Origin of the sequence: Longimicrobium sp. (assembly GCF_036399935.1) — a bacterium.
Classification (GTDB): domain Bacteria; phylum Gemmatimonadota; class Gemmatimonadetes; order Longimicrobiales; family Longimicrobiaceae; genus Longimicrobium.
This window is the reverse complement of sequence record NZ_DASWMD010000056.1, coordinates 38,193-58,392: the sequence shown is the minus strand read 5'-3', so window position 1 is coordinate 58,392 and position 20,200 is coordinate 38,193. Positions and strand designations below refer to the sequence as shown.

At 70.2% G+C, this 20,200-nt stretch carries 18 protein-coding genes; 8 read left to right on the top strand and 10 right to left on the bottom strand.

The window, feature by feature from the left end:
* Positions 1 to 52 precede the first annotated feature (52 nt).
* Positions 53 to 301, bottom strand: coding sequence for a hypothetical protein (locus VGB24_RS17450; protein ID WP_331074228.1), 249 nt, complete (start codon positions 299 to 301; stop codon positions 53 to 55).
* 215 nt (positions 302 to 516) lie between these two features.
* Between VGB24_RS17450 and VGB24_RS17445 the strand changes: the two genes are divergently transcribed.
* Complete coding sequence (locus VGB24_RS17445) at positions 517 to 768, top strand: hypothetical protein (protein WP_331074227.1); 252 nt, start codon at positions 517 to 519, stop codon at positions 766 to 768.
* Positions 769 to 990: 222 nt separating this feature from the next.
* Here the strand turns inward: VGB24_RS17445 and VGB24_RS17440 are convergent, their stop codons facing one another.
* From VGB24_RS17440 to VGB24_RS17425, 4 genes are all read right to left on the bottom strand, one after another.
* On the bottom strand, positions 991 to 4,542 hold the full coding sequence (locus VGB24_RS17440; protein WP_331074241.1) for a carboxypeptidase-like regulatory domain-containing protein: 3,552 nt from the start codon (positions 4,540 to 4,542) through the stop codon (positions 991 to 993).
* Between the two features lie 125 nt (positions 4,543 to 4,667).
* On the bottom strand, positions 4,668 to 5,081 hold the full coding sequence (locus VGB24_RS17435) for a PDZ domain-containing protein (protein WP_331074226.1): 414 nt from the start codon (positions 5,079 to 5,081) through the stop codon (positions 4,668 to 4,670).
* Between the two features lie 54 nt (positions 5,082 to 5,135).
* A complete protein-coding gene (locus tag VGB24_RS17430) occupies positions 5,136 to 5,789 on the bottom strand; it encodes a DsbA family protein (protein ID WP_331074225.1) in 654 nt (217 codons plus the stop codon).
* Between the two features lie 135 nt (positions 5,790 to 5,924).
* Positions 5,925 to 6,131 (bottom strand): hypothetical protein, encoded by a 207-nt coding sequence (locus VGB24_RS17425; RefSeq protein ID WP_331074224.1) that lies wholly within the window; start codon positions 6,129 to 6,131, stop codon positions 5,925 to 5,927.
* A gap of 305 nt (positions 6,132 to 6,436) precedes the next feature.
* On the opposite strand from VGB24_RS17425, the gene VGB24_RS17420 reads away from it, so the two are divergent.
* From VGB24_RS17420 to VGB24_RS17405, 4 genes are all read left to right on the top strand, one after another.
* Positions 6,437 to 6,802 (top strand): alpha-amylase C-terminal beta-sheet domain-containing protein, encoded by a 366-nt coding sequence (locus VGB24_RS17420; RefSeq protein ID WP_331074223.1) that lies wholly within the window; start codon positions 6,437 to 6,439, stop codon positions 6,800 to 6,802.
* A 150-nt stretch (positions 6,803 to 6,952) separates the two neighbouring features.
* Positions 6,953 to 8,326, top strand: a complete 1,374-nt coding sequence (locus tag VGB24_RS17415) for an amidohydrolase family protein (protein ID WP_331074222.1) — start codon at positions 6,953 to 6,955, stop codon at positions 8,324 to 8,326.
* Positions 8,323 to 9,420 (top strand): sensor histidine kinase, encoded by a 1,098-nt coding sequence (locus tag VGB24_RS17410; RefSeq protein WP_331074221.1) that lies wholly within the window; start codon positions 8,323 to 8,325, stop codon positions 9,418 to 9,420. The genes VGB24_RS17415 and VGB24_RS17410 overlap by 4 nt, the downstream gene beginning before the upstream one ends.
* Positions 9,417 to 10,181, top strand: coding sequence for a LytTR family DNA-binding domain-containing protein (locus VGB24_RS17405; RefSeq protein WP_331074220.1), 765 nt, complete (start codon positions 9,417 to 9,419; stop codon positions 10,179 to 10,181). Before VGB24_RS17410 ends, VGB24_RS17405 begins: the two co-directional genes overlap by 4 nt.
* A gap of 34 nt (positions 10,182 to 10,215) precedes the next feature.
* On the opposite strand, the gene VGB24_RS17400 is transcribed toward VGB24_RS17405, so the two are convergent.
* From VGB24_RS17400 to VGB24_RS17390, 3 genes are all read right to left on the bottom strand, one after another.
* Positions 10,216 to 10,839 carry a hypothetical protein gene (locus VGB24_RS17400; RefSeq protein WP_331074219.1) on the bottom strand — a complete coding sequence of 208 codons (624 nt, stop codon included), beginning with the start codon at positions 10,837 to 10,839 and terminating at the stop codon, positions 10,216 to 10,218.
* Between the two features lie 35 nt (positions 10,840 to 10,874).
* Entirely contained in the window at positions 10,875 to 12,047 is a 1,173-nt protein-coding gene (locus VGB24_RS17395; protein WP_331074218.1) for a hypothetical protein, read from the bottom strand.
* A 186-nt stretch (positions 12,048 to 12,233) separates the two neighbouring features.
* On the bottom strand, positions 12,234 to 12,947 hold the full coding sequence (locus VGB24_RS17390; RefSeq protein ID WP_331074217.1) for a carbonic anhydrase: 714 nt from the start codon (positions 12,945 to 12,947) through the stop codon (positions 12,234 to 12,236).
* Positions 12,948 to 13,109: 162 nt separating this feature from the next.
* On the opposite strand from VGB24_RS17390, the gene VGB24_RS17385 reads away from it, so the two are divergent.
* Positions 13,110 to 14,090: a LysR family transcriptional regulator gene (locus tag VGB24_RS17385; protein ID WP_331074216.1), complete on the top strand. Its 981-nt coding sequence runs from the start codon at positions 13,110 to 13,112 to the stop codon at positions 14,088 to 14,090.
* Positions 14,091 to 14,543: 453 nt separating this feature from the next.
* Positions 14,544 to 15,494 (top strand): TerC family protein, encoded by a 951-nt coding sequence (locus tag VGB24_RS17380; protein ID WP_331074215.1) that lies wholly within the window; start codon positions 14,544 to 14,546, stop codon positions 15,492 to 15,494.
* A 52-nt stretch (positions 15,495 to 15,546) separates the two neighbouring features.
* On the opposite strand, the gene VGB24_RS17375 is transcribed toward VGB24_RS17380, so the two are convergent.
* Together VGB24_RS17375 and VGB24_RS17370 are read right to left on the bottom strand one after the other, a co-directional pair.
* Positions 15,547 to 15,690 carry a hypothetical protein gene (locus tag VGB24_RS17375; RefSeq protein WP_331074214.1) on the bottom strand — a complete coding sequence of 48 codons (144 nt, stop codon included), beginning with the start codon at positions 15,688 to 15,690 and terminating at the stop codon, positions 15,547 to 15,549.
* Between the two features lie 27 nt (positions 15,691 to 15,717).
* Entirely contained in the window at positions 15,718 to 18,240 is a 2,523-nt protein-coding gene (locus tag VGB24_RS17370) for a patatin-like phospholipase family protein (protein WP_331074213.1), read from the bottom strand.
* A 576-nt stretch (positions 18,241 to 18,816) separates the two neighbouring features.
* On the opposite strand from VGB24_RS17370, the gene VGB24_RS17365 reads away from it, so the two are divergent.
* Positions 18,817 to 20,199: a DUF1800 domain-containing protein gene (locus VGB24_RS17365; protein WP_331074212.1), complete on the top strand. Its 1,383-nt coding sequence runs from the start codon at positions 18,817 to 18,819 to the stop codon at positions 20,197 to 20,199.
* The last annotated feature ends 1 nt before the right edge of the window (position 20,200 follow it).

Below are 20,200 nucleotides of genomic sequence, written 5' to 3'. Positions count from 1 at the left end.
GTTAGCCCGAGCCGCGCGCTTGCTGCTCGGGGCCGACCCTCTCGTTCCTTCTTCAGGGCAGTACCCGCAGTTCCTCGGATAGGTGATCGAGCCGGTCTGCGTGCTGACGCAATTCACGCGCATGTTCTTCCGCGAGTTGCGCCAGCACGACGGGCCAGTTCGGAGGTGGACGCCGCGCGTTCGCTCCTTCCATTCGCGCACGAGCAATCGTGTGCATCTCTCTCCCGAACACCTCCGCGATCCGCGCCAGCGTAACCGATGGCGTGGAAGTGAGTACGTCCGTCGCCTCCTTGAAATCCACAGCGCCTCTCCGGGATATGGTATAATACCATTTGACAAACGAGCATTCCGGTATTACATTATGTACCAGCAGGGCCCAACAGCAAGGCGGATGCATCGGCTCCCCGGGAAGAGAGCACCGACGCACCCGCCTGACGCGAACCGACCCGAAGGCCGCCCGCTCGCCCAAGCTAGCCCTGCCGCGCGGCCAGGGTCAAGAGAATCGGAGGACGCACCATGACAACGGAATCTCCGAAGGGCACGCTTGCTTCTCCCGGCCGGCTGCTCGAGATGCTGACGGACCGCTTCGGCGCGTTCGAAGCCATCGCCATGGCATCCATCAAGCTCGCCCGCCACGTCTCGGAGGACGAACTATCGATGGACCTGCTCGTCGCTGAAGCCGTCCTGGAGTTCGGGGACGATCTGCGGTCCGCTTCCGAGACTGCAGCCGAGTGGATGCGCGAACACGAAAGCGTCCACGCGAGCTGAAGGTAGTGCCCATTCGGAGAACATCGAGAGGACGCGTGGCGCTATGAACGGCCGGCGGCCTCTCTGTTCTGCGCAGCCGGTAGCGCACCTGAATGGCGTCAGGGCGCCTGTTCGAATCCGACCGGCCGACTGTCCGTAAACAAAGCCCCCCAACGCTGTAGCGCTGGAGGGGCTTCTCGCGTCGGGGGGCATGGTTTTGTCCGAGTCCGGAGAGGGCCCAGTTCAAAAGTCCGGCAGCAGCTTTACCCCCGAATGAGCGGACATGGGCAGTGTCGCGCGAACTTCCGCCCGGAGCCGGCGCGGAAGCCGCGACCACTGCTCGGGTGTGAGAATCGAGCGCGTGGTGGTGAGGCCCCGGTCCAGAACGCCCTGTCCGTCACGGAGCAGTTCGCGCTGGCGCTCCGCGGCGGACCGCACGCGTGCCGCGTCCGAGCCGCCGAGGTCCAGGACGCCGTCCGCCAGCGCACCGGCGATCCGCTCGGACTCCGCTCGCACCGTGTCCGCCGCCGCCCGGAGCGCGGCGATCTGCCCGGGAGCAAGCCCGACGGTGTGCGTGATGTCGTGCTGGAGCACGTCGGCGGGCACGTTCCGCCACGACCGCAGCATGTCCGCCCGCAGCTTCTCCGGGTCGGCCCGGTCCTGGTTCAGGACCGCCTGCGCCACCAGCGCCTGCGTGGCCGGGTCCGCGCCCACCATCACCCGCGCCTGGATGCGCAGGGACGACGGCACGCGGCCCCAGCGCCCCGCGTCGGGTCCGAAGCCGGGGTTCACCTGGTAGCGGAACTCCCTCGCCTCCGCGTCGAATCCCACCGAGCGGAGCAGCACCGGATCCGCCGACGGGAACTGCCCCCAGCCGCGTACGCCCCTCGGCCCGGGGAAGAGGTGGTCCAGGGCGGACGTCACGTTCTCCGCCGACACGGTGAGCACGACCCGCTTGTTCCGGGGCCCGCCCGGAAAGAGGTTCAGCTGCAGGTCGAGGAACGAGTTCCACGGAGTGCGGCAGCTGTTCCTCGCGGCGATCCTGCCCGCCTGCCTCTGCAGGCAGGAACGGGTCGCCGCGGGAACCCGGTCCAGCAGGGCGGCCATGTCCGCCGACAGCCGGGGATCGCCGGCGCCGGGAGTGAAGACGAAGGCCCTGTCGTTCGCCAGCCCGTCGCCGTTGATGTCGCCATCGATCACGGGCGTAAACGGCGTTCCCGACAGGAGCCGCCAGACCACGGTCCCGGTCGCCCACCGCCGCAGGTACCGGATCATCGACAGCTGGACCGCGTGCCGCTGCTCGAAGTCGCTCGCGGCCCACTCCGCCGTGCGGGGATCGGCCGCGGTCGTGGCCCAGCCGCCGGCGGGGCCCGCAAACCCGGTGCTCTGGTCGCGCGCCCAGGTGAGGGTGTAGTGCAGTTCCGTCAGTCCGCTCCCGGTGAGCCGGTGCAGCACCAGGCCGAGGGTGCGGGAGGACGAGGCGCCGCGGCCGTTCACCTCACGCACCACCCCATAGCGCGGGTCGCGCCGCGAACTTTCCGGCGAGAGCTGGCCAGAAGCGGGGTCGATGGAGACGGGCGCAACGAACACCGGGCGCCCCCCTTCCGCGTCCAGAAAGAACGCGGGCTCGGGATGGAGGTTGCGGTCGCTCGCGAGCGCGACGGCACGCCCGCGCGCGTAGCCGAGACGCAGTTCGGCCCCGAACCCCGACGGCCGGTGGAGCCAGGTGGCACCCAGCGAGGAGTGCCAGACGCTGGGCGGCGAATAGCCGGCGGAGAAGCCGGTCACCCCCACCATCGCGGCGGGGGACGATCCCGCGGCCCCGCCCGCGCACTCCGTGGGGATGGCGGCCGGATTCTCGACGTACTCCTCCCAGCGTGGCGCGGGCACGGCCGATCCTACGCAGAAGAGGTTCGCGGTCCGGCCGCTCTCGCCCGCCAGCAGGGCCGCAAGGAGGCGCGTGGGCGCCCCGCCCCGGAAGAGCCCCGTGCCCCCGAGAACGCTGAAAGTCGACGCCGGCCCGGATCGGTACCACGTGAACCCGGCGCGCGGACTCATGCGCCAGCGCGAGTCGGCGGGAATCGGCAGCATTCCGAAGGTGGAGTCCGCGCCGGTCCAGGAGCGCGTAGGGCTCGCGAAGGAGTATCGCTCGCCGCGGACGCCGGTGAGAACCCGGAGGTCGGGACCGGGCTTCCACACGTGGGCTGCGTACGCGGCCATGTACCCGGCCGTCACTTCGGAGGCACGGTCCCCCAGCGCCCGCGTGAACCGCACCGGGCGCCCGGCTTCCAGGTCGCCCAGGCTCGCGAAGGTGAAGGTCCCCAGCCGGTTGGCGCGGCTCGCGCGCCACACCTGCTCCGTCTGCCAGGCGCCCCCCACCTGCAGCTGGTGCTTCCCGTCCCCGAGCGTCAGGACCAGGCGGTCCCCCACCTCGAAGGCCGTGCGCTCCTCCGCCGGAAGTCCCAGGGGTTCCCCGCCGAAGGCCAGCTGTCCCCCGGACCATGGGTCGCTGCTTCCCCCGGAGGTGATCCAGACCTCCCCGGCGGGACCCGCCCCCGCGCCGGGAACGCGTTGGCCCGAAAGGGAGCCGCGGAGGCTGAGCTCGTTTTCGGCCCGGTCAAGGCGCGACGTGAGCTGCACGAGCGCCCCGCCGCCGAAGCTCTGTTCGCGCGCCTGCGCGAGGAGCCCCTGGGCCGGGCCGGCGGCGCGGCTCGATTCACGGCCGCGTGCATCCAGGCGGAGCATCGCCTCGTGCCGTCCGTCCGGGAGGTAGTCCAGCCGTGCGATCGCGCTCGCGGACCGTGTATGGCCGGCCGCGGCGCCGATCGAAGAACCGAATCCCAGGCCCTCCACGATCTGGCGGAAGCGGGCGAGCGAGTCGGCGGGGAGGGCGGAGCCCGGCCCGGCGGGGTCCGGTCCGAGCGGCTCCACCCGCCGCTGGTCCGCCTGGGCCGCACCGTACACGAAGAGCCGCCCGGGCAGCAACGGTCCCCCGCCGCCGCCGCTGACGAACAGCTGGCGGGGCCAGGCGCTCCGTCCGGCGTCCGGGACGCCGTCGGACGCGCGCCACTGCGTCTCCGCCGCCAGCCGCATCGCGCCGCCCCAGACGTTGGTGCCCCCCATCGTCCGCCCGGCGATCTCTCCGCCCGTGAACTGTCCGCGTGATACGTCGTAGGGATGGGGGAACACGCCGGCCGCCGCCAGGCCCTCCGCCGGCACGTCGCGCGCGTCGAAGCCCGCCCCGTCCAGCGTGGTGCGGTTGCCCGTGGGCGGCTGTCCGTCGATGGAAAGGTCGCCGCCCGCGACCGGCACGTACTGTCCGGACACCCCCGCGGACGTGGCAAGGTCTCCCGGCGCGCCTGGAAACAGGCCAATGGAAGCCGCGGCCCGTGACGCGGGCTCGCTCCCGGGGGCCGCTCCCCGCCGCACCGGCTGCGGAGCGCGCCGTGGGGCGCGGGCGACGACCGGATCCAGCTGGACGGCCGCGCGCGCTACAGGCGTGAGCTGCACGTCGAGCGTCTGCGCGGGGCCTTCGTCAGGAACCGTGAGAAGGAGGGAACGGCCGACGAATCCTTCCGCATCCACCTGGAGCACGTACTCGCCCCCCCGCGGCAGCGCGAGACAGTAGCGGCCGTCCAAAGCCGGAGCCGCGCGAGCGGCCACGTCGAACGTGGAGCCGGTAGCCTGTACGGTCGCACCCGGTATGGGTGCTCCGTCCGGCCCGGTTACGCGCCCTGTGAGACGACACTCCCGCGTCTGACCAGACAGGCTATGTGGTCCAAGGGCCGCGAGCACGGCGCCGGCCACGATGCAGACCCGGCGAAGCGCTGCCCAGAACCCGCCACCGGGCGCGGAGAACCGCGGCCGGCCGGGCTGCGCGGATCGCCGCCGCGCCCGTCGAGGGGTCCCCACGGGCGCGGTCACATCGCGGGCGCGTTGGGGCGGCGAATGCTCGCAAGAACGAACTCGCGGACCGACGACCCCCGCCGGATGCGGATCGTGAACACCTTTCCGGGCTCGCCGAACAGCGTTCGGGGATCGCGCGCGTCGGTTCCGTTCACGAGCAGGAGCACGTCGCCGGGAAGAATTCCCACCCGCGCAGCCGGTGAGCCCTGCGTCACCGCGTGCACGACGGGGTAGTCGGCCCACCGCGGCGTGCCGTCCGGTGCGGGGCTCGGGCGCCCCTGCACCCCGATCCCCGTGTACGCGGTGTTTCTGGCGTTGCGCGACTCGCCTCGCACGGCCCCCTCCCGGGGCGGCTGCGCGCCCTGCCCGCTGGCGTCCGCCGCGCAGACGACCGTCGCGGCCAGGAGTACAGCGATTCTCCACTTCATCTCTTCACCTCGTTCAGATCTTGGAATTCACCGGCGTATCGCCGGCCCATTCGGTCACTTGGCCGCGGCTGCGCGGACGGCGCGCTCGACGAGTTCCTCGAGCACCCCGGGTGGCGCGCCAGAAATGAAGCGCTCGTTGACGAGGATCGCCGGCGTGCCACGCACGCCCAGCCGCGTTCCCGCCTGCAGGTCGCGCTCGATGTCCGAGCCCGGGACGGAACCCTGCATGCATGCTTGGAATTCCGCTTCGTCGGGGACGCCCGCGGTGCTCGCGAGGCGGGTCCACGGGATCAGGCCCAGCGAGTCCTGCTGCGCGAAAAGGGCGTCGTGGTATTCCTCGAACCGCCCCTGGCGGCCGGCACAGACGCTTGCCTTTGCGGCGGGCACCGCGTTCTCGTGGTAGGGCAGAGGATAGTGGCGGTAGACCAGCGCCACGTCACGCGGATATCGGGCCCGAATCGTCCGGAGCCGGTCGGCGGTTTCGCGGCAGAAGGGACATTCGAAGTCGGAAAACTCGACGATGGTGACGCGCGCGTCCTCCGGCCCGATCCGCTGGCCCTCGGCGTAGCTGCGCCAGCCGGCGACCGTGCGGCTTTCGGCCTCGACCGCGGCGGCAGCCGGTGACGGAGAAAACAATTCCCGGCGTACGACGAGGCCGGTCACCGTAACGGCGCACAAGACCATTACGGCTGCACCCAGGTTGCTCAAGATGGCTTTCACGACGTCCGCACTGGTTAACACGGAGAAATGCCGGCTCGTGCCGAGCCGGGTTGAAAGACTCCCCCCCGGCCTCGCACGGCGGCAGGCGCGCAGGAGTGTGCGCCTGCCGCCGTGCGGCTTAGCTCAGGATTCCCAGCACTCGACGTTCGTTACTTCGCAGGTCTGCGTGTTGTACCAGCAGGTCGCGCCCGTGCTGCAGTAGTTGTCGGCAACGTACTGGCAGTACGCGGTGACCGATGTGCGGCAGTCGAACGTTCCTGCACCCGCCGCGGCCTCCGCCGGGCTGGTCAGGAACGTCCCGCCTCCGAGAATGACGAAGAGGGATGCCATCGAGATTTTTCTGTTCCGCGTCATGAAATTGACTCCTCAGTAAGTGTTTCCCGCGGCGGCCTCTCCGTCGCGGAACGGTGCCACCAAGCCCCGGTGGCGAATCCAAGGTCCTCAAGTGCTCGGTGAGGTACGGCGGCCTCTCCCTGCTCCAACAGGAGTGTTCGCGTGCATCCAGCAGGAACGGACCACCTGCACCAGCTTCTCAGGCGCGAACTCTGGAGTATGAAGAAAAGCATCCACAGGATCACCCCCCCGCAAGACATTGTCCCGAATAGTACCCCCGGAGAAATGTCGCGTCAATCATTTTGATTGCTCCGCGTCCCGCGCCAGAGGCAGCGCCGCGGTCACCAGGCGGTGGATCATCGCCCGCCGATGATTCTCGACACGAGACAATCTCCAGCACCATCTCCGTGCAGGCGGCGGACGCGTACCGCTACGCGGCCATCGTCAACAGCAACCTGGCGATGAAGATCGGCCCGGGAAGCTGGTCCCCGGGTGCCGGATGGACCCTCGCCGCGTCCGGCAACGACCGCCGCGTCCGGCAACGACTGGGCGGTCTGGACGAAGTAGCCACCGCGCACGGTCGACCGAGGGACGAAAAGGCCCTGCATCGCACGCCGATGCAGGCCCTTCGCTCGAGCTGGATGGGGGCGACGGATGGTCGGCGGTGAGATCGCGCGCTGCGGATGCGATCACTCGTTGCACGTCACGAGTCGTTCGTCACGCGGCGGTGTGCGTCCGCTTCGGATTCGTTACGCGGCGCGGCACGGGTGCGCATCATTCCCGTGCTTCCGATGTCCACCCTCGCCGAGGCCGCCCCAATGCCAGCCCGCAAAGCCGCACTCCTGCTGATCACCACCTGCGCCGCCTGTCTCGCCCGGAGCGCGCCCGGCGAGCGCGCAGGCGAACCAGGCTCCCTGATCGCCCTCACCCACGTGACGGTGATCGACGGCACCGGGCGCGCGCCCCAGGCCGACATGGACGTGGTGATCCGCGACGGTCGCATCGCCGAGGTGTTCCCCTCCGGCACCCGGCCCCTCCCCGCCGGCGCGGCCGTGACCGACCTGCGCGGGCGCTACCTGATCCCGGGGATGATCGACACCCACGTTCACCTGGGCACCCGCGAGCGCCCCGAGGGAATGATGGCGGAGATCCTTCACGAGGCGTTCATGGGCGGCGTCACCACAGTACGCGACATGGGCGGCACCGCGACCATCGTCGCCCCGCTCGCGGCGGCATCCCGCCCCGACCCGGCGGCGACACCCCGGGTCTACGCCGGCGCCATCATGGCGGGTCCGGGAGGATGGTTCGATGGCGAACGCGGCCGGCTGATGGCCGGGCGCTTCGCCCCGGGGCAGGCGCCGATGGTCCGCCGCGTGGACGAGGCGGTGGACGTGGAGCGCGTGGTCCGCGACGCGCGGGAGGCGGGCGCTGCGGGCATCAAGATCTACGGCGCGGTGCCGCCCGGGCTGATTCTGCGGCTGTCCACCGAGGCGCACCGGCAGGGGCTGCGCGTGTGGAGCCACCTGGCCGTGGACCCCGGGCGCCCGCGCGACGTGCTGGCGGCGGGGGTTGACGTCGTTTCGCACGGCGACATGTTCATCGGGGAGGTGATGCCGGCGCTCGCCCCCGGGGCCACGGACGAGGAGCGCCGCGCCCTGCGCCACCGGACCTTTCTATCCACCCCGCTGGATGCGCCCCCGCTCGTGGACCTGCTGGAGCAGATGCGCCGCCGGGGAACCATCCTGGAACCCACCCTGCTGATCATGCTTCCCGGCCCCGACAGCACGGGACAGGTGCCGCCGCGCGCGGCTACGCTCTTCCACTTCGCCGCGGGGATGACGCGCGAGGCGCACCGCCGCGGCGTGATGATCGCGGCCGGCACCGACGCCATCGGCGGCTCGTCGCCCAACCTTCACGCCGAGCTGCAGCTGCTGGTGGACAGCGCGGGGCTGTCGCCGCTGGAAGCCATCAGCGCCGCCACCCGGAACGGCGCCCGCGCCCTCGGCGCCGACTCGCTGGGCACCATCGAGCCGGGCAAGCTGGCGGACCTGGTGGTGCTCGCGGCCGATCCCACGCACGACATCGCCAACACGCTGACGGTGGTTTCCGTGATGCGAGCCGGGCGGATGCACACGCGCACGCGGCCCGTGCTCGTCCCCCCGCAGGCACGCGCACCCCGCGGCCGCCCGTGAGCCTGGCGCTCGCGCGGGTGTGGGCGGCAGCGTTCCTGGCCGCCACCTTCATCGGCGTCGTGTTCGCCACGCAGGGCGTGGTGCAGCACCTGGTGCGAGACCGGGATCCGCCCGTGCTGGCGACGCTGGCCCTGCACCTGGTTCCCTGGTACGGGTGGGCGCTGCTGGCGCCCGCCATCGTGCGGCTCTGCGCGCGCCTGCCAATCCGCGCGGACCGCTGGGGTCGTGCGCTGGCGGCGTACGGGGCCGCGGCCATCCTCCTTACCCTCGCCCACACCCTGCTGATCGCCGCGCCCATCGTGTGGCTGGGCGACCCGCCGGGGGACCGCCGCCCGCTGTGGATCGCCTTCGAGCACCTGCTGCTGAACCGCGCGGCGGTGAACCTGCTGGCCTTCTGCATGGGGGTGGCGGCGTGCCATGCGCTGCTGTACCACCGCACCCTGCGCGACCGCGAGGTGGCCGCCTCGCACCTGGCGGCGCAGCTGGCCGAGGCGGAGCTGCGCGCCCTGAAGATGCAGGTGCAGCCGCACTTTCTGTTCAACACGCTCAACGCCATCGCCGCCCACGTGCGCGACGAGCCCGACGTGGCCGAGGCCATGGTGGTGCGGCTGAGCGAGCTGCTTCGCCTGGTGCTCCGCCGCGGGCCCGAGCACCAGGTCGTCCTTCACCGCGAGCTGGAGATGGTGCGCCACTACCTGGCCATCCACGAAGTGCGCTACGGCGGGCGGCTGACGGTGCGGTACGCGGTGCCGCCGGAGCTGGAGGGGGCGCCGGTGCCCTCCATGCTCCTGCAGCCGCTGGTGGAGAACGCGGTGGCCTACGGGGTGGCGCGGCACGGCGGGCCGGGGTGGATTTCGGTGGATGCGACCGCGCGCGACGGCATGCTGATGGTGGGGGTGGCGAACAGCCGCGGACGCGGCGGGGGGCGGCCGGACGCCGCGGGCTCCGGCATCGGCCTTTCCAACACCCGGGCGCGGCTCCGGCAGATGTTCGGCGACCGGCAGGGGGTGGAGATGGTGGAGGGGGAGAACGAGTTCCGGGTGACGGTTTCGGTTCCGCTCCAGGAGAACGCCACCGCGGGGGAGCACGGATGACGGATACGGTGTGGCGCGCCATCGCCGTGGACGACGAGCCGCCCGCGCTCAAGCGCCTGGCCGCGCTGCTGGCGGAGGTGCCCGGGGTGCGGCTGGTGGGCACCTACGACGATCCGCGGGAGGCCGTTCCCGCCATCGAACGCGAGCGGCCGGACCTGCTGTTCCTGGACATCCAGATGCCCGAGATGACGGGCTTCGAGCTGGTGGCGGCGCTGGGCGACGAATGCCCGCTGGTGATCTTCGTCACCGCGTACGACGAGCACGCCATCCGCGCCTTCGAGGTGAACGCGCTTGACTACCTGCTGAAGCCCGTGCAGCGCGAGCGCCTGGCCGCCACGCTCGCCCGCGCCCGGGAGCGGCTGTCGACCCGGTCCGCATCCGAGATCCAGGCCCAGCTCCACGCCGTTCTCCGGGGCACGGGCGCGGGCGCGCCCGCACGCGTGGCGGTGCGCACGGGCACCCGGGTGCTGCTGGTGGACCCGGCCACCATCGACCGCGTGGAGGCGGACGGAAACACGCTGACGCTGCACGCGGGGCGCGAGCGGGTGGAGTTCCGCGAAACGCTGACCGCGTTCGAGGCGCGCCTTCCGCCCGCGCGCTTCGTGCGGGTGAGCCGCTCCACCGTGGTCAACCTGGCCAGCGTCCGCCAGGTGGAGCCCTGGTTCAACGGCGACTACGTGCTCATCCTGGCGGACGGCGCCAAGGTGACCACCGGCCGTACCTATCGCGACCGGGTGCGCGCCGCGCTGGGGCTGGCCTGAGCCGTCGAGGCACGGCGTCCACTCCACATTCGAACTACGGACGTGCGGCGGTGCCCTGCCCCGCCACGCTCACGAACCGGAGCTGTTCCAGCAGCCGGACAAGGTGCTCAGGTCCCAGGTTGGACCAGACGTTGTACAGGCACTGCTGGCCGGGAATGCGCAAATAGGCGAGCTGGTTGGGACCCGTTCCACCCTCGGGGCCGTAGCCGGCCGTGCTTCCGTCCCGCCAGCGCAGCAGGTGCGGCCAATCGTTGTAGGAGTCGTCCGCCGCGCTGGAGCCCGTGCCCGGGATGCCGAACGCACTTCGCTGCCCCGGCAGGTCGTACGCGATCGCCCACCCGCCGCTGAACTGCGCGGCACGCACCCGGGCACCCGTGTGCGGTTCCAGCGAAACGGGCGCGAGCGGAGCGCAAGCCGCCCGGTTCTCCGCCTGCCGCCATTGCGTCAGGAGCACACCGGGCGCGTCTGCAGAGGAGAGCGGCGGCTGCTCCCAGGGAGCCGGCGGCAGCACGTCCTCCACGGCCAATGGAGGCGCGGGGCTCGGCTCGGCCGCCGGCTCGACGGCCGGCGGCGGGGCGGGCGCGGGCTGTACCGGCGGCTGGGCCGCGGTGCACCCCGCCATTACGACCAGCGGGAACGCGCGAACGAGGCGATGCATGGCTTCGCGGATCGGTGCGGCCGGTGTGCGCTGCCTCAGAACCCGTACCGGTACTTCTTGCTGGCCCAGGTCCACACGACAGGCGTGCGAACGACGAACATGAAGCGTCCGTCGGTCTCCATGCTCTCGCTGAACCCGGCCACGTCTCCCCAGCTGTTGATGGAGTGGACCCGGCAGCCGCTCACCTGCGGGGGCAGGGGCAGCGGCCGCAGCCCGTAGCCCTCCCACCACACGGCGCACACCGCGTTGGGCCAGTCGGTGCCGCCCGACCACCCCGCCACCTCGCCGTAGGCGTTCACGTCCGCGGGCTTGAACCCCTCGGGGAGCGGCTTCATCCCCGCGTTCGCCGTCCAGATCCACCCGCGCTCCGCGCCGCCGCCGGTGCTTACGCCCACCACGAACCCTGTGCGCGGGCTGATGGCCACGGCCTCGCCGCCCGTGTGGCCGGGGAGCGCGCCCAGGTCCGTCAGCGTGCCGTCCGCCGCCCACAGGGCAGGCCTCTTGGCGCCCGACGCGTTGGTGTAGTATCCGATGGCGCGGCCGTGCCAGTCTACGTCGTACGCGGCGGTGCCCGCTGCGCCCAGGTAGCGGAAGCCCGTGCGCCAGTGGCTGCGGAAGGCGCGGCCGTCCGTGGTGCGCCCCACGATCACCGAGCTGTCGCTGATGGCCAGCGCTTCACCGGGTACCACGGGGCCGCCCCGCGACGAGCGCAGCACCACCGGCGTGCCGTCCGGCTCCCACGCCGCGGCGTAGTGTTGCGTGCCCTGGATGATAACGGAGCCCGCCGTCTGGCCCCAGTTGTTCATCCCCGACGCCACGCCCCCGCCGTAGCCTTCCGGAACGCGCAGGTTCACGGCGCCGGTGGCGTTGCGCCAGGTGAAGGCGGACGAACCGGAGGAGCCGTTCCCCAGGAGCCGGGCCACCTCGTCCACCTCGAAGATCTGCGTGGTCCCGGCGGGCATGTTTGGCCGGTCCTTCATGGACAGCGCGCAGCGGTTGGGGCAGTCGGTGCTGGCGGACATGGCCTGGGACGGCGCCTCGCCTTCCGGGCCCTCGAACGGCCCGTTCCCCTGCGTGCCCGTGTCGGAGGACTTCTCTTCGTTCCCGGGTTCTACGTTCGAAAGCACGTCCGAGCACCCCGCGGGCGCCAGGAACACCAGCGCCGCGCACGCGAACAGACGCCGCGCGGCCATGCCATACGTAGCCATACACCTCCACAGGTTCGAGACAGACGAGTGTCCCGGCGTGGAGAGCAACCCGCGTGCCTCGGCGCCACACGTTTATCCCGCGGCGCGCTGGGCTGATGGCCGGCATCGACACAACGAAAGCGAACCCGCCGGCAGCGACGCCGGCGGGTTCGTACCCATCACGTTCCGGACGCCTGCGCCCGAAGGTCACTCCTCCAGCAGCGTAACCCGCCCCGTCTCCAGGTCGTAGAAGCCGCCGGCGACCACCAGCTTCTCCTCGGCGATCAGCTGCGCGATCACGGGCGACGACGTGCGCAGCAGCTCCGCCTGGATGCGCACGTTATGGCGCGCCACGTCCTCCAGCTCGCGCGTGGCCGAGCGGTCCACCGCCGGGCGGATGTGGCGATACAGCGTGCTGATCTGCCCGGGCACCGCCTGGCCGGCGATGGTGGCCTTGACGGCGCCGCAGTGCGTGTGGCCCAGCACCACCAGCGCCTTGGCCCCCAGCACCGCCGTGCCGAATTCCAGGCTGCCGATCAGCTCCGGCGTAACGACGTTCCCCGCCGCGCGGCACACGAACACGTCGCCGAAGCCCTGGTCGAACACGATTTCCACCGGCACGCGCGAGTCGGCGCACGAGAGCACCGCGGCGAACGGCGCCTGGCCGGCGGACACCTCGCGCACGCGGGCCAGGTTGCGGTGGGGCCCCACGGCGCGCCCCTCGACGAAGCGCCGGTTGCCCGCCATCAGCTCGGCCAGGGCCTGGGCGGGATTGCGGATGGCCGGCAGCGCGTCGCCGCCGGCGGCGTGCAGCGGCATGGGCAAAGCGCCACCCGCGGCCACGGCGGCGCCCGAAAGCGAAAGAAGGCCCAGCGCGCGGCGGCGGGACACGGGCGCGGCCAGCGGATCGGTGGCGTTCATGCGATGCCGTTGCGGTTCGGGTGAATGGCCGGCGGACCACCGCCGCCGCGCGCCGACGATAATCACACGTTGACGACTAAAGCACAAATGCATATTCGTAAGGGGATTCATCACTTTGTCTGATGGATCGGCCCTGCACCGCCACCCGTTCCCCTTCGATCCGTGCCTTCGCTCAACTACCGGCACCTGCAGTACTTCTGGACCGTGGCGCGCGAGGGGAGCATCGCCCGCGCCTCCAAGGTGCTGCACGTTACCCAGCCCGCCATCAGCGCGCAGCTGCAAAAGCTGGAGCAGCAGCTGGGCGAGCCCCTGTTCGTCCGTGCCGGCCGCGGCCTGGCGCTGACGGAGGCGGGACGAACCGCGCAGAAGTACGCGGACGAGATCTTCGGCCTGGGGCGCGAACTGGCCGAAACGCTGCGCGGCCGCCCCACCGGCAAGCCCATGCGGCTGACCGTGGGGGTGACGGACGCGTTTCCCAAGCTGCTCGCCTACCGCCTGCTGGCGCCCGCGCTCAAGATGGATCCGCCCACGCGGCTGGTGGTGCACGACGACCGGCCCGAGCGCCTGTTCGCGGAGCTCAGCATCAACGAGGTAGACCTGGTGCTCACCGACTCGCCGCTGCCGCCGGCGGCGCCGGTGCGTGCCTTCAACCACCTGCTGGGCGAGTGCGGGATCACCTTCTTCGGCGCGCCGGCGCTGGCGGATGCGTATGCGCCGGACTTTCCCCGGTCGTTGGATGGCGCGCCCATGCTGCTGCCGACGGAGGGCACCACGCTGCGCCGCTCGCTGGCACAGTGGTTCGACGACATCGGGGTTCGCCCGCGCGTGGTGGCCGAGGTGGGCGACAGCGCGCTGCTGAAGACCTTCGGGCAGGCGGGGATCGCGCTGTTCGCGGGGCCGTCGGCCATCGAGCCGGAGATCCGGCGGCAGTACGCGGTTGCGGTCGTCGGGCGCGCGGACGAGGTGCGCGAGCGGTTCTACGCCATCTCGGTGGAGCGGCGGCTGAAGCACCCCGCCGTGCTGGCCATCTCGCAGGTCGCGCGCGAAAGCCTGTTCACCGCCCGCCGCCGGCCCGGCACCCGAAAGAAGGACGCGCCCGCGGTGACGGACGGCGCGGCGGTCGAAGAGGTCCCGGAGGCGTAGCGGCGGCGTGCGTCACTCCAGGAACGAAGAGGCCCTCCGGCCCGTGCCGGGGGGCCTCTTCGTATCCACGGATCGGCCACCCGCCCTCGCGTCGGAGCGGATTCAATTGCATAGATTCGAACTGATCCATAATCCACGCTTATGATTCCCGCTCTTTCTTCCATCATCAAGTCCCTCCCCAACAAGCACTTACGGCAAGCGAGGACGATGGGCCAGTAGAGCATCGAGACGGGTGAAGGCTAAAAGGCTGAACTTGATGGCCAGCGGAATCCCCCACAGATTCGCCGCTGTGGGGAGTAGCCATCCGGTCGCGCAGCGCGGCGCCGGAGCCGCCGGCCGCCACCCCGGGGTGCCCATGCGCCCCCGGCCGGCGAGGACGGACGGGTCCGTTCCGGGCAAGACCACGTGGAATCGTACCGGGCCGCAGCGCGGCCCCACAGCAACGAGGGTCCCGTGGCAACGAGCATCTGGTTCTGGGTGGGCTTCAACGCGTTCGTGCTGCTGATGCTGGCGCTGGACCTGGGGGTGTTCCACCGCCGCGCGCACGAGGTGAAGCTCAAGGAGGCGGCCGCGTGGAGCGCGGTGTGGGTGACGGTTGCGATGTTGTTCAACCTCGCCGTCTACGTGTACGCGGGCCCGCAGGCCGGGCTGGAGTTCCTGACGGGATACCTGGTGGAGAAGTCGCTGGCGGTAGACAACATCTTCGTCATCGCCCTGATCTTCTCGTACTTCGCCGTGCCGTCCATCTATCAGCACCGCGTGCTCTTCTGGGGCATCCTGGGCGCGCTGGTCATGCGCGGCGCGTTCATCGGCGCGGGGGCGTACGCGCTGGAGCGCTGGCACTGGGTGATCTACGTGTTCGGGGGCATCCTGCTGCTGACGGGCATCAAGATGGCCGTGCGCAGGGACGAGGCGGTGGACCTGGAGAACAACGTGGTGGTGAAGACGGCGCGCCGCTGGCTTCCCCTGAGCGCGCGGTACGACGGCCAGAAGTTCTGGACGGTGGAGAACGGAAAGCGGGTGGCCACGCCGCTGTTCCTGGTGCTGCTGCTGGTGGAGTTCACGGACCTGGTGTTCGCCATCGACAGCATTCCGGCCATCTTCGCCATCACCAAGGACCCGTTCCTGGTCTACACCTCCAACGTGTTCGCCATCCTGGGGCTGCGCAGCATGTACTTTCTGCTGGCCGGCGTGGTCCACAAGTTCGTGTACCTGAAGTACGGCCTGTCGATGGTGCTGGTGTTCGTGGGCGGCAAGATGCTGCTGCTGGACGTGGTGAAGGTGCCCACGGCGGTGTCGCTGGCGGTGATCGCCACCCTCATCGGCGGCTCCATCGCGGCCTCGCTGTGGACCGCCCGCGGCCGTGCCGCACAGGGCGCTACACCGGCGCCCGCCGTCCACTGACGTCAGGCACCAAGCCTCATTGGCGAGAGCCCGCCGGGATGCCCGGCGGGCTCTACCATTTGGCGATGCCGTGTGGCTCCTCGGACAGTTCGAGCAGGGCGTCGGCGTACGGCTCGATCAACTCGCGCTCCGTGAGCCGCGCCACGTCTGCGCAACGATAAGCCCGGTGCGCACCGGCCGGGCGCTGCTGCGGCACGCACGGATCTTCCCCGGCTCCCCGAACTCAGTTCTGCGGAATTCCGTCTGCGACGTCTCCACTTCGAGGCGAGGGTGGGCTCACCTTCCGCGACCCGCGCTCGAGGAAGGAGAAATGGGTAATCCAGTAGAGCATTCCGTTCACGTCGTTGAGCCCGGCGTAAAACCCAAAGCGGTCGCCGTCCTGAATCCGTTCATTCGGTTCCACGATAGACCGGGCTCCGAATCTCAACCGGTCCGCGAACAGATATAGAGTGGCTCCCACCGCCCGCGCGTTCGCTGTTTCATTCCCTTGTTGACGCCAGCTGTTGATCTGCTGACCGCTGATCTCCAATCCCGAGATCCAGTTCCACGGTGTTCTCCAGAGCAGCCCCAAGCCCGGCGTCATTTCCCATCGTCCGTTCAGAGGGCGGTACCCGAGAGAGAGCGGCATGGTCAGCGCCAGGCTGGTCGAAGGCGTGTTCAGGGTGGGACGCCAACCCAGTTCCATTCCGCCGTCCAGGACGCTGAAGGAATACGGGAGCACGCTCATGACCCGGCGACCGGTGTGCTGACCGACGCTCTGGATGGATGACGGGTCCAGATCCAGCCCCGCTTTCGCCGGCCTGCGTGTCGCGAACGCGTTGAAGAAGAAGTCGATTACTTCCGTGAGATCCTCGCGAGCGAGGGGTCTCGTACTCGGATCATTCGCAAGTCGGTCTTCTACTCGCCAAAGTTGGTGAATCAGCCGCGCAGATATCCACCGTACCGCCGCACGAGGTGAGTGGATGAAATCGACGAAGGTTTGCTCGGCCGGGCATTTCTCCGGCCGCCGCCAAGCGGCAGGTACACAATCGGGGTGGTTACGCCAGCGGCGGAGTTCAGGACCTGCGGATCGCCTGAATGAATCGAGTAAGAATTCGAACCCGTCCGTGCACAGAAGTGTTTCTTCCCACGACCGGGCGGCGCAATTGACCGCGTTGTCCCACGAACGTGGGCGAGTGTTCTGCACTAACTCGTCAGCGGCCGACATCATCGCTTTCAGCAGCACCAGCCGGGCGCGCCCAACCGAGTCTGACGGACTCGGGATAGCCCCACGAATGGAGTCGTGGTACTCCGCAGCATACGCCGATCGTAGCACGTGCGGAGCCAGGTCACCGAACGGAATGGTCGAATCCGTGATCAGTCCACGAAGCACACGGGCTCGGCACGCTTCGGATTCCTTGGAAATGGCGTCGCAGGCGGTCATGGACGTTGCGGCGTACTGCAGCCCGTCGTAGATCCCGGCGTAGAAGTCGTACTCGCGGAAGGGTTTGCCAAGGAAGGCCGCGAAACTTCCCAGATATCCACCGATCATCGGCCGTGAACGAGTGGTAACCTCGATCCAGTCCTTCCGTGAATCCCGCGCCAACGTTCGCGCCAGTGACTGCAACTCATATTGCCGGGCAGCCGGGACCGCCGTGCCGGCGACTTGAAGAAGGGTCGCAAGGCCACGGTCGGCTGGCGGCAACGCTTCGTCACGCTGCACCGCCGTTCTCGCGGCGTCGCCACGGACCTTCTCGGTGTCGATGTAAATGACGCGCGTGTGCTGCTCCCACCCCGGCACCCTTCCCGGATGCTGATTGTACATGTCGAGCGCCAGTGTCAGCGGATTGTTGTCGAACAAGCCACCGTCGATGAACACAGCGCCGCTGAAGCAGCTTCGGCCTCCGTCTGCGCACTGCCGCCGTGCATCCAACTGATCAGCCGCCCAGTATTCCAGGTGCACTGGCTGGAACGCTATGGGAAACGCGCCCGAGGCTTGCATCGCGTGTTTGACCCACAAGCGCGAAATCTGCTCCGTACCCGCCACGGCGGGTCCCAGGATCACCTTCCCCAACGCCGAGTCTCTCCACATCCTCTCGTCCGGGTACTCAAAAACGAGGCGCCCGTTCCGCTCGCGGAGGCTGAATACTGTAGCCACTCGCTGCGTAGCAGCGGTTATAGCGCCCCCGCCGCGCTGAGTGGCAGGCCGGATCACAACACTGTCGCGCCCAACCTTGGTGAGCGTAATGCCGATCGGGATATCGCAGCCTGCCTTTGCGCCAGGTGCTTCCATCCGCCGGTCCACCGCGTCGAAAATCACGTCCTCGACATACCGGCGGCTGAGAACGGAGGAGTCGGTTCTAGGGTTGGGAATGACGGGGTCGTAAAGCTGGTTCCATCCCGTGTGCGCCCACAACTGCCAGAAGAGGCTGCTATCGGGCGCGGCGCCGGTATCCGCGATGCAATCTTCTATGGCAGAGAATGTCGCGTTCACATTGCCGGCCGAAGCACCGGTGGCCAGCGCCACACGGTACGCGCCCCGCAGGTTGTGCCGAACACGAAAGTCCGGATCCCGCGACCCGCGAAAGACCTGAACCAGAGCCCAGTTCACTCCGGCCTGGTATGCGCCTCGGCTGATCCCGCCGCTGGCCGAAAGAATTACCGGGAACGTGTCTACTACGGTATGCCCTTGGGAGCGTGCCGGGATCGCGACGCCGCCGATAGCGGCCACAAGCACGATGAGGGAGCGAAGACGGTACTTGATCATAGAAGCCTTTCCTTTTGAATCCAACCGATAAAAAGTACCTTGCCGCAGTGTAATCCGTCTGCTGACGCTTTCCTACTGTCTCGTTGATTGGACCGTCACGGGAAGCGGTTGGCCCCGAGCCACGCGCGGGGCTGCCGGATCATATCGGTGGCGTGGGGGCGAGTAGGTTTCGGAGCGCATGCAACCCGATCCGTGCGCCCCGTCCACGGCGGGTGAACCCGCGGCTGGAAAAGCGGAAAGCCCGACACGGGCCGCTGGCGCGTCCCGTTCGGGGCTTCACCTGCACGCACGCCACACCTGCCGAAGTGCAGTCGAATTCTCCCTTTCCCCCGCTTGCGGGGGAGAGGGCCGGGGAGAGAGGGCCGCCAGGGGCATGCGCCGGGAACAGTCGAAACGTCCAGATCCGATCGTCATCAAAGCGGGGCCGTCCAGGCAAGGGACGGCCCCGCTTACGTATCGTGAGCACGTGGGAGCAAAGGTCCCCGAATCCCCAACACATCCGGCCCGACGGATGTATATTCCGGTGCAGGCGCGTCGGCGCGGTGGAAATCCCTCCCGAACCCGCGGTGGAGACAGATGGCGAGTGACGCGGCGCTGCGGGCCCTGAACCGCTTCGGCCTGGGCGCGCGGGTGGGCGAACGGGCGCGTATCGGCGACGCGCGGGGGTGGCTGCGCGCGCAGCTGCAGGGCGCGCCGCCGGAGCTGCCCGCGCCCGCCAGCGCCGTCCCCGCCGACATCGCCGCCGCCCTGCGCACGGTGGGCATGCGCGCCGTCTACAGCGAAGAGGAGCGGCAGCAGGCGCGCCGCCGGCTGGCGGGCATCGCCGAGGACGAGAGCCGGGCCGCCCTCGCCCAGCGGATCGGGAGCGAGCGGCCGTTCGTGGAGCGGCTGGTGGCGTTCTGGTCCAACCACCTGTGCGTGTCGGCCGGGGCCAAGCGGCTGGTGGCGCCGCTGGCGGGAGGCTACGAGCGCCAGGTGGTGCGCCCCCACGTCCTGGGCCGCTTCGAGGAGATGGTGCTGGCCTCGGCGCGGCACCCCGCCATGCTCGTCTACCTCGACAACCACCAGTCCGTCGGCCCGGCGTCCCCCGCGGCGGGACGGGCGCGGCGCGGTGTGCAGCGCGGGCTGAACGAGAACTACGCCCGCGAGCTGCTGGAGCTTCACACCCTCGGAGTGGACGGCGGATACGCGCAGGCGGACGTGGTGGAGCTCGCGCGCATCCTCACCGGGTGGACGGTCGCGGGGCTGTACGGCCCGGGAGCCCGGCGCGCCAGCGGTGATGACGACGCGCCCGGCCCGCTGCGCTTCGCCTTCCGCCCCGCGCAGCACGAGCCCGGCCCCAAGACGCTGCTGGGCCGGCGCTACCCGGAAGCCGGCGTGGACGAGGGAGAGCAGGCCATCCGCGCCCTCTGCCGGCATCCTTCCACGGCCACCTTCGTCGCCAGCAAGCTGGTCGCCCACTTCGTTTCCGACCAGCCGCCCCCCTCCGCGGTGGAGCGCGTCGCGCGCGTGTTCCGCGACAGCGAAGGCGACCTGCGCGCCGTCTCCGCGGCACTGGTGGAGCTGCCCGAGGCGTGGAGCGAGGGCACGCGCAAGTTCCGCACGCCGCAGGACTGGCTGGTGGCCGCCCTGCGCGCGCTGGGCGTGCCCGGGGCCGGCGAGAACCTGGCGCGCGCGCTGCGGCAGCTGCGGCACCCGCTCTGGTCGCCCGCCGCGCCCAAGGGGTTCGGCGACACCATGCAGGACTGGGCAGACCCCGACGCGCTCCTCAACCGCGCCGAGCTGGCCCGCACCCTCGGCCGCCGCATGGCCGGCACGGGGCCGGACCCGCGCGCGCTGCTGGAGGTGGTGGAGGCCCCCGCCGCCGACGCCATGCGCGCCATGCTAGCCGACAGCCGCATCGCCCCGGCCGAGCGAATCGCGCTGGCCATCGCGGCGCCCGCCTTCCAGTGGAGGTAGC

What these genes read in the sequence shown, in the direction of transcription:
- VGB24_RS17445 (WP_331074227.1), top strand. Translation starts at nt 517, where the DNA reads ATGACAACGGAATCTCCGAAGGGCACGCTTGCTTCTCCCGGCCGGCTG.
- VGB24_RS17435 (WP_331074226.1), bottom strand. Translation starts at nt 5,081, where the DNA reads ATGAAGTGGAGAATCGCTGTACTCCTGGCCGCGACGGTCGTCTGCGCG.
- VGB24_RS17425 (WP_331074224.1), bottom strand. Translation starts at nt 6,131, where the DNA reads ATGGCATCCCTCTTCGTCATTCTCGGAGGCGGGACGTTCCTGACCAGC.
- VGB24_RS17415 (WP_331074222.1), top strand. Translation starts at nt 6,953, where the DNA reads ATGCCAGCCCGCAAAGCCGCACTCCTGCTGATCACCACCTGCGCCGCC.
- VGB24_RS17405 (WP_331074220.1), top strand. Translation starts at nt 9,417, where the DNA reads ATGACGGATACGGTGTGGCGCGCCATCGCCGTGGACGACGAGCCGCCC.
- VGB24_RS17400 (WP_331074219.1), bottom strand. Translation starts at nt 10,839, where the DNA reads ATGCATCGCCTCGTTCGCGCGTTCCCGCTGGTCGTAATGGCGGGGTGC.
- VGB24_RS17395 (WP_331074218.1), bottom strand. Translation starts at nt 12,047, where the DNA reads ATGGCTACGTATGGCATGGCCGCGCGGCGTCTGTTCGCGTGCGCGGCG.
- VGB24_RS17390 (WP_331074217.1), bottom strand. Translation starts at nt 12,947, where the DNA reads ATGAACGCCACCGATCCGCTGGCCGCGCCCGTGTCCCGCCGCCGCGCG.
- VGB24_RS17370 (WP_331074213.1), bottom strand. Translation starts at nt 18,240, where the DNA reads ATGATCAAGTACCGTCTTCGCTCCCTCATCGTGCTTGTGGCCGCTATC.
- VGB24_RS17365 (WP_331074212.1), top strand. Translation starts at nt 18,817, where the DNA reads ATGGCGAGTGACGCGGCGCTGCGGGCCCTGAACCGCTTCGGCCTGGGC.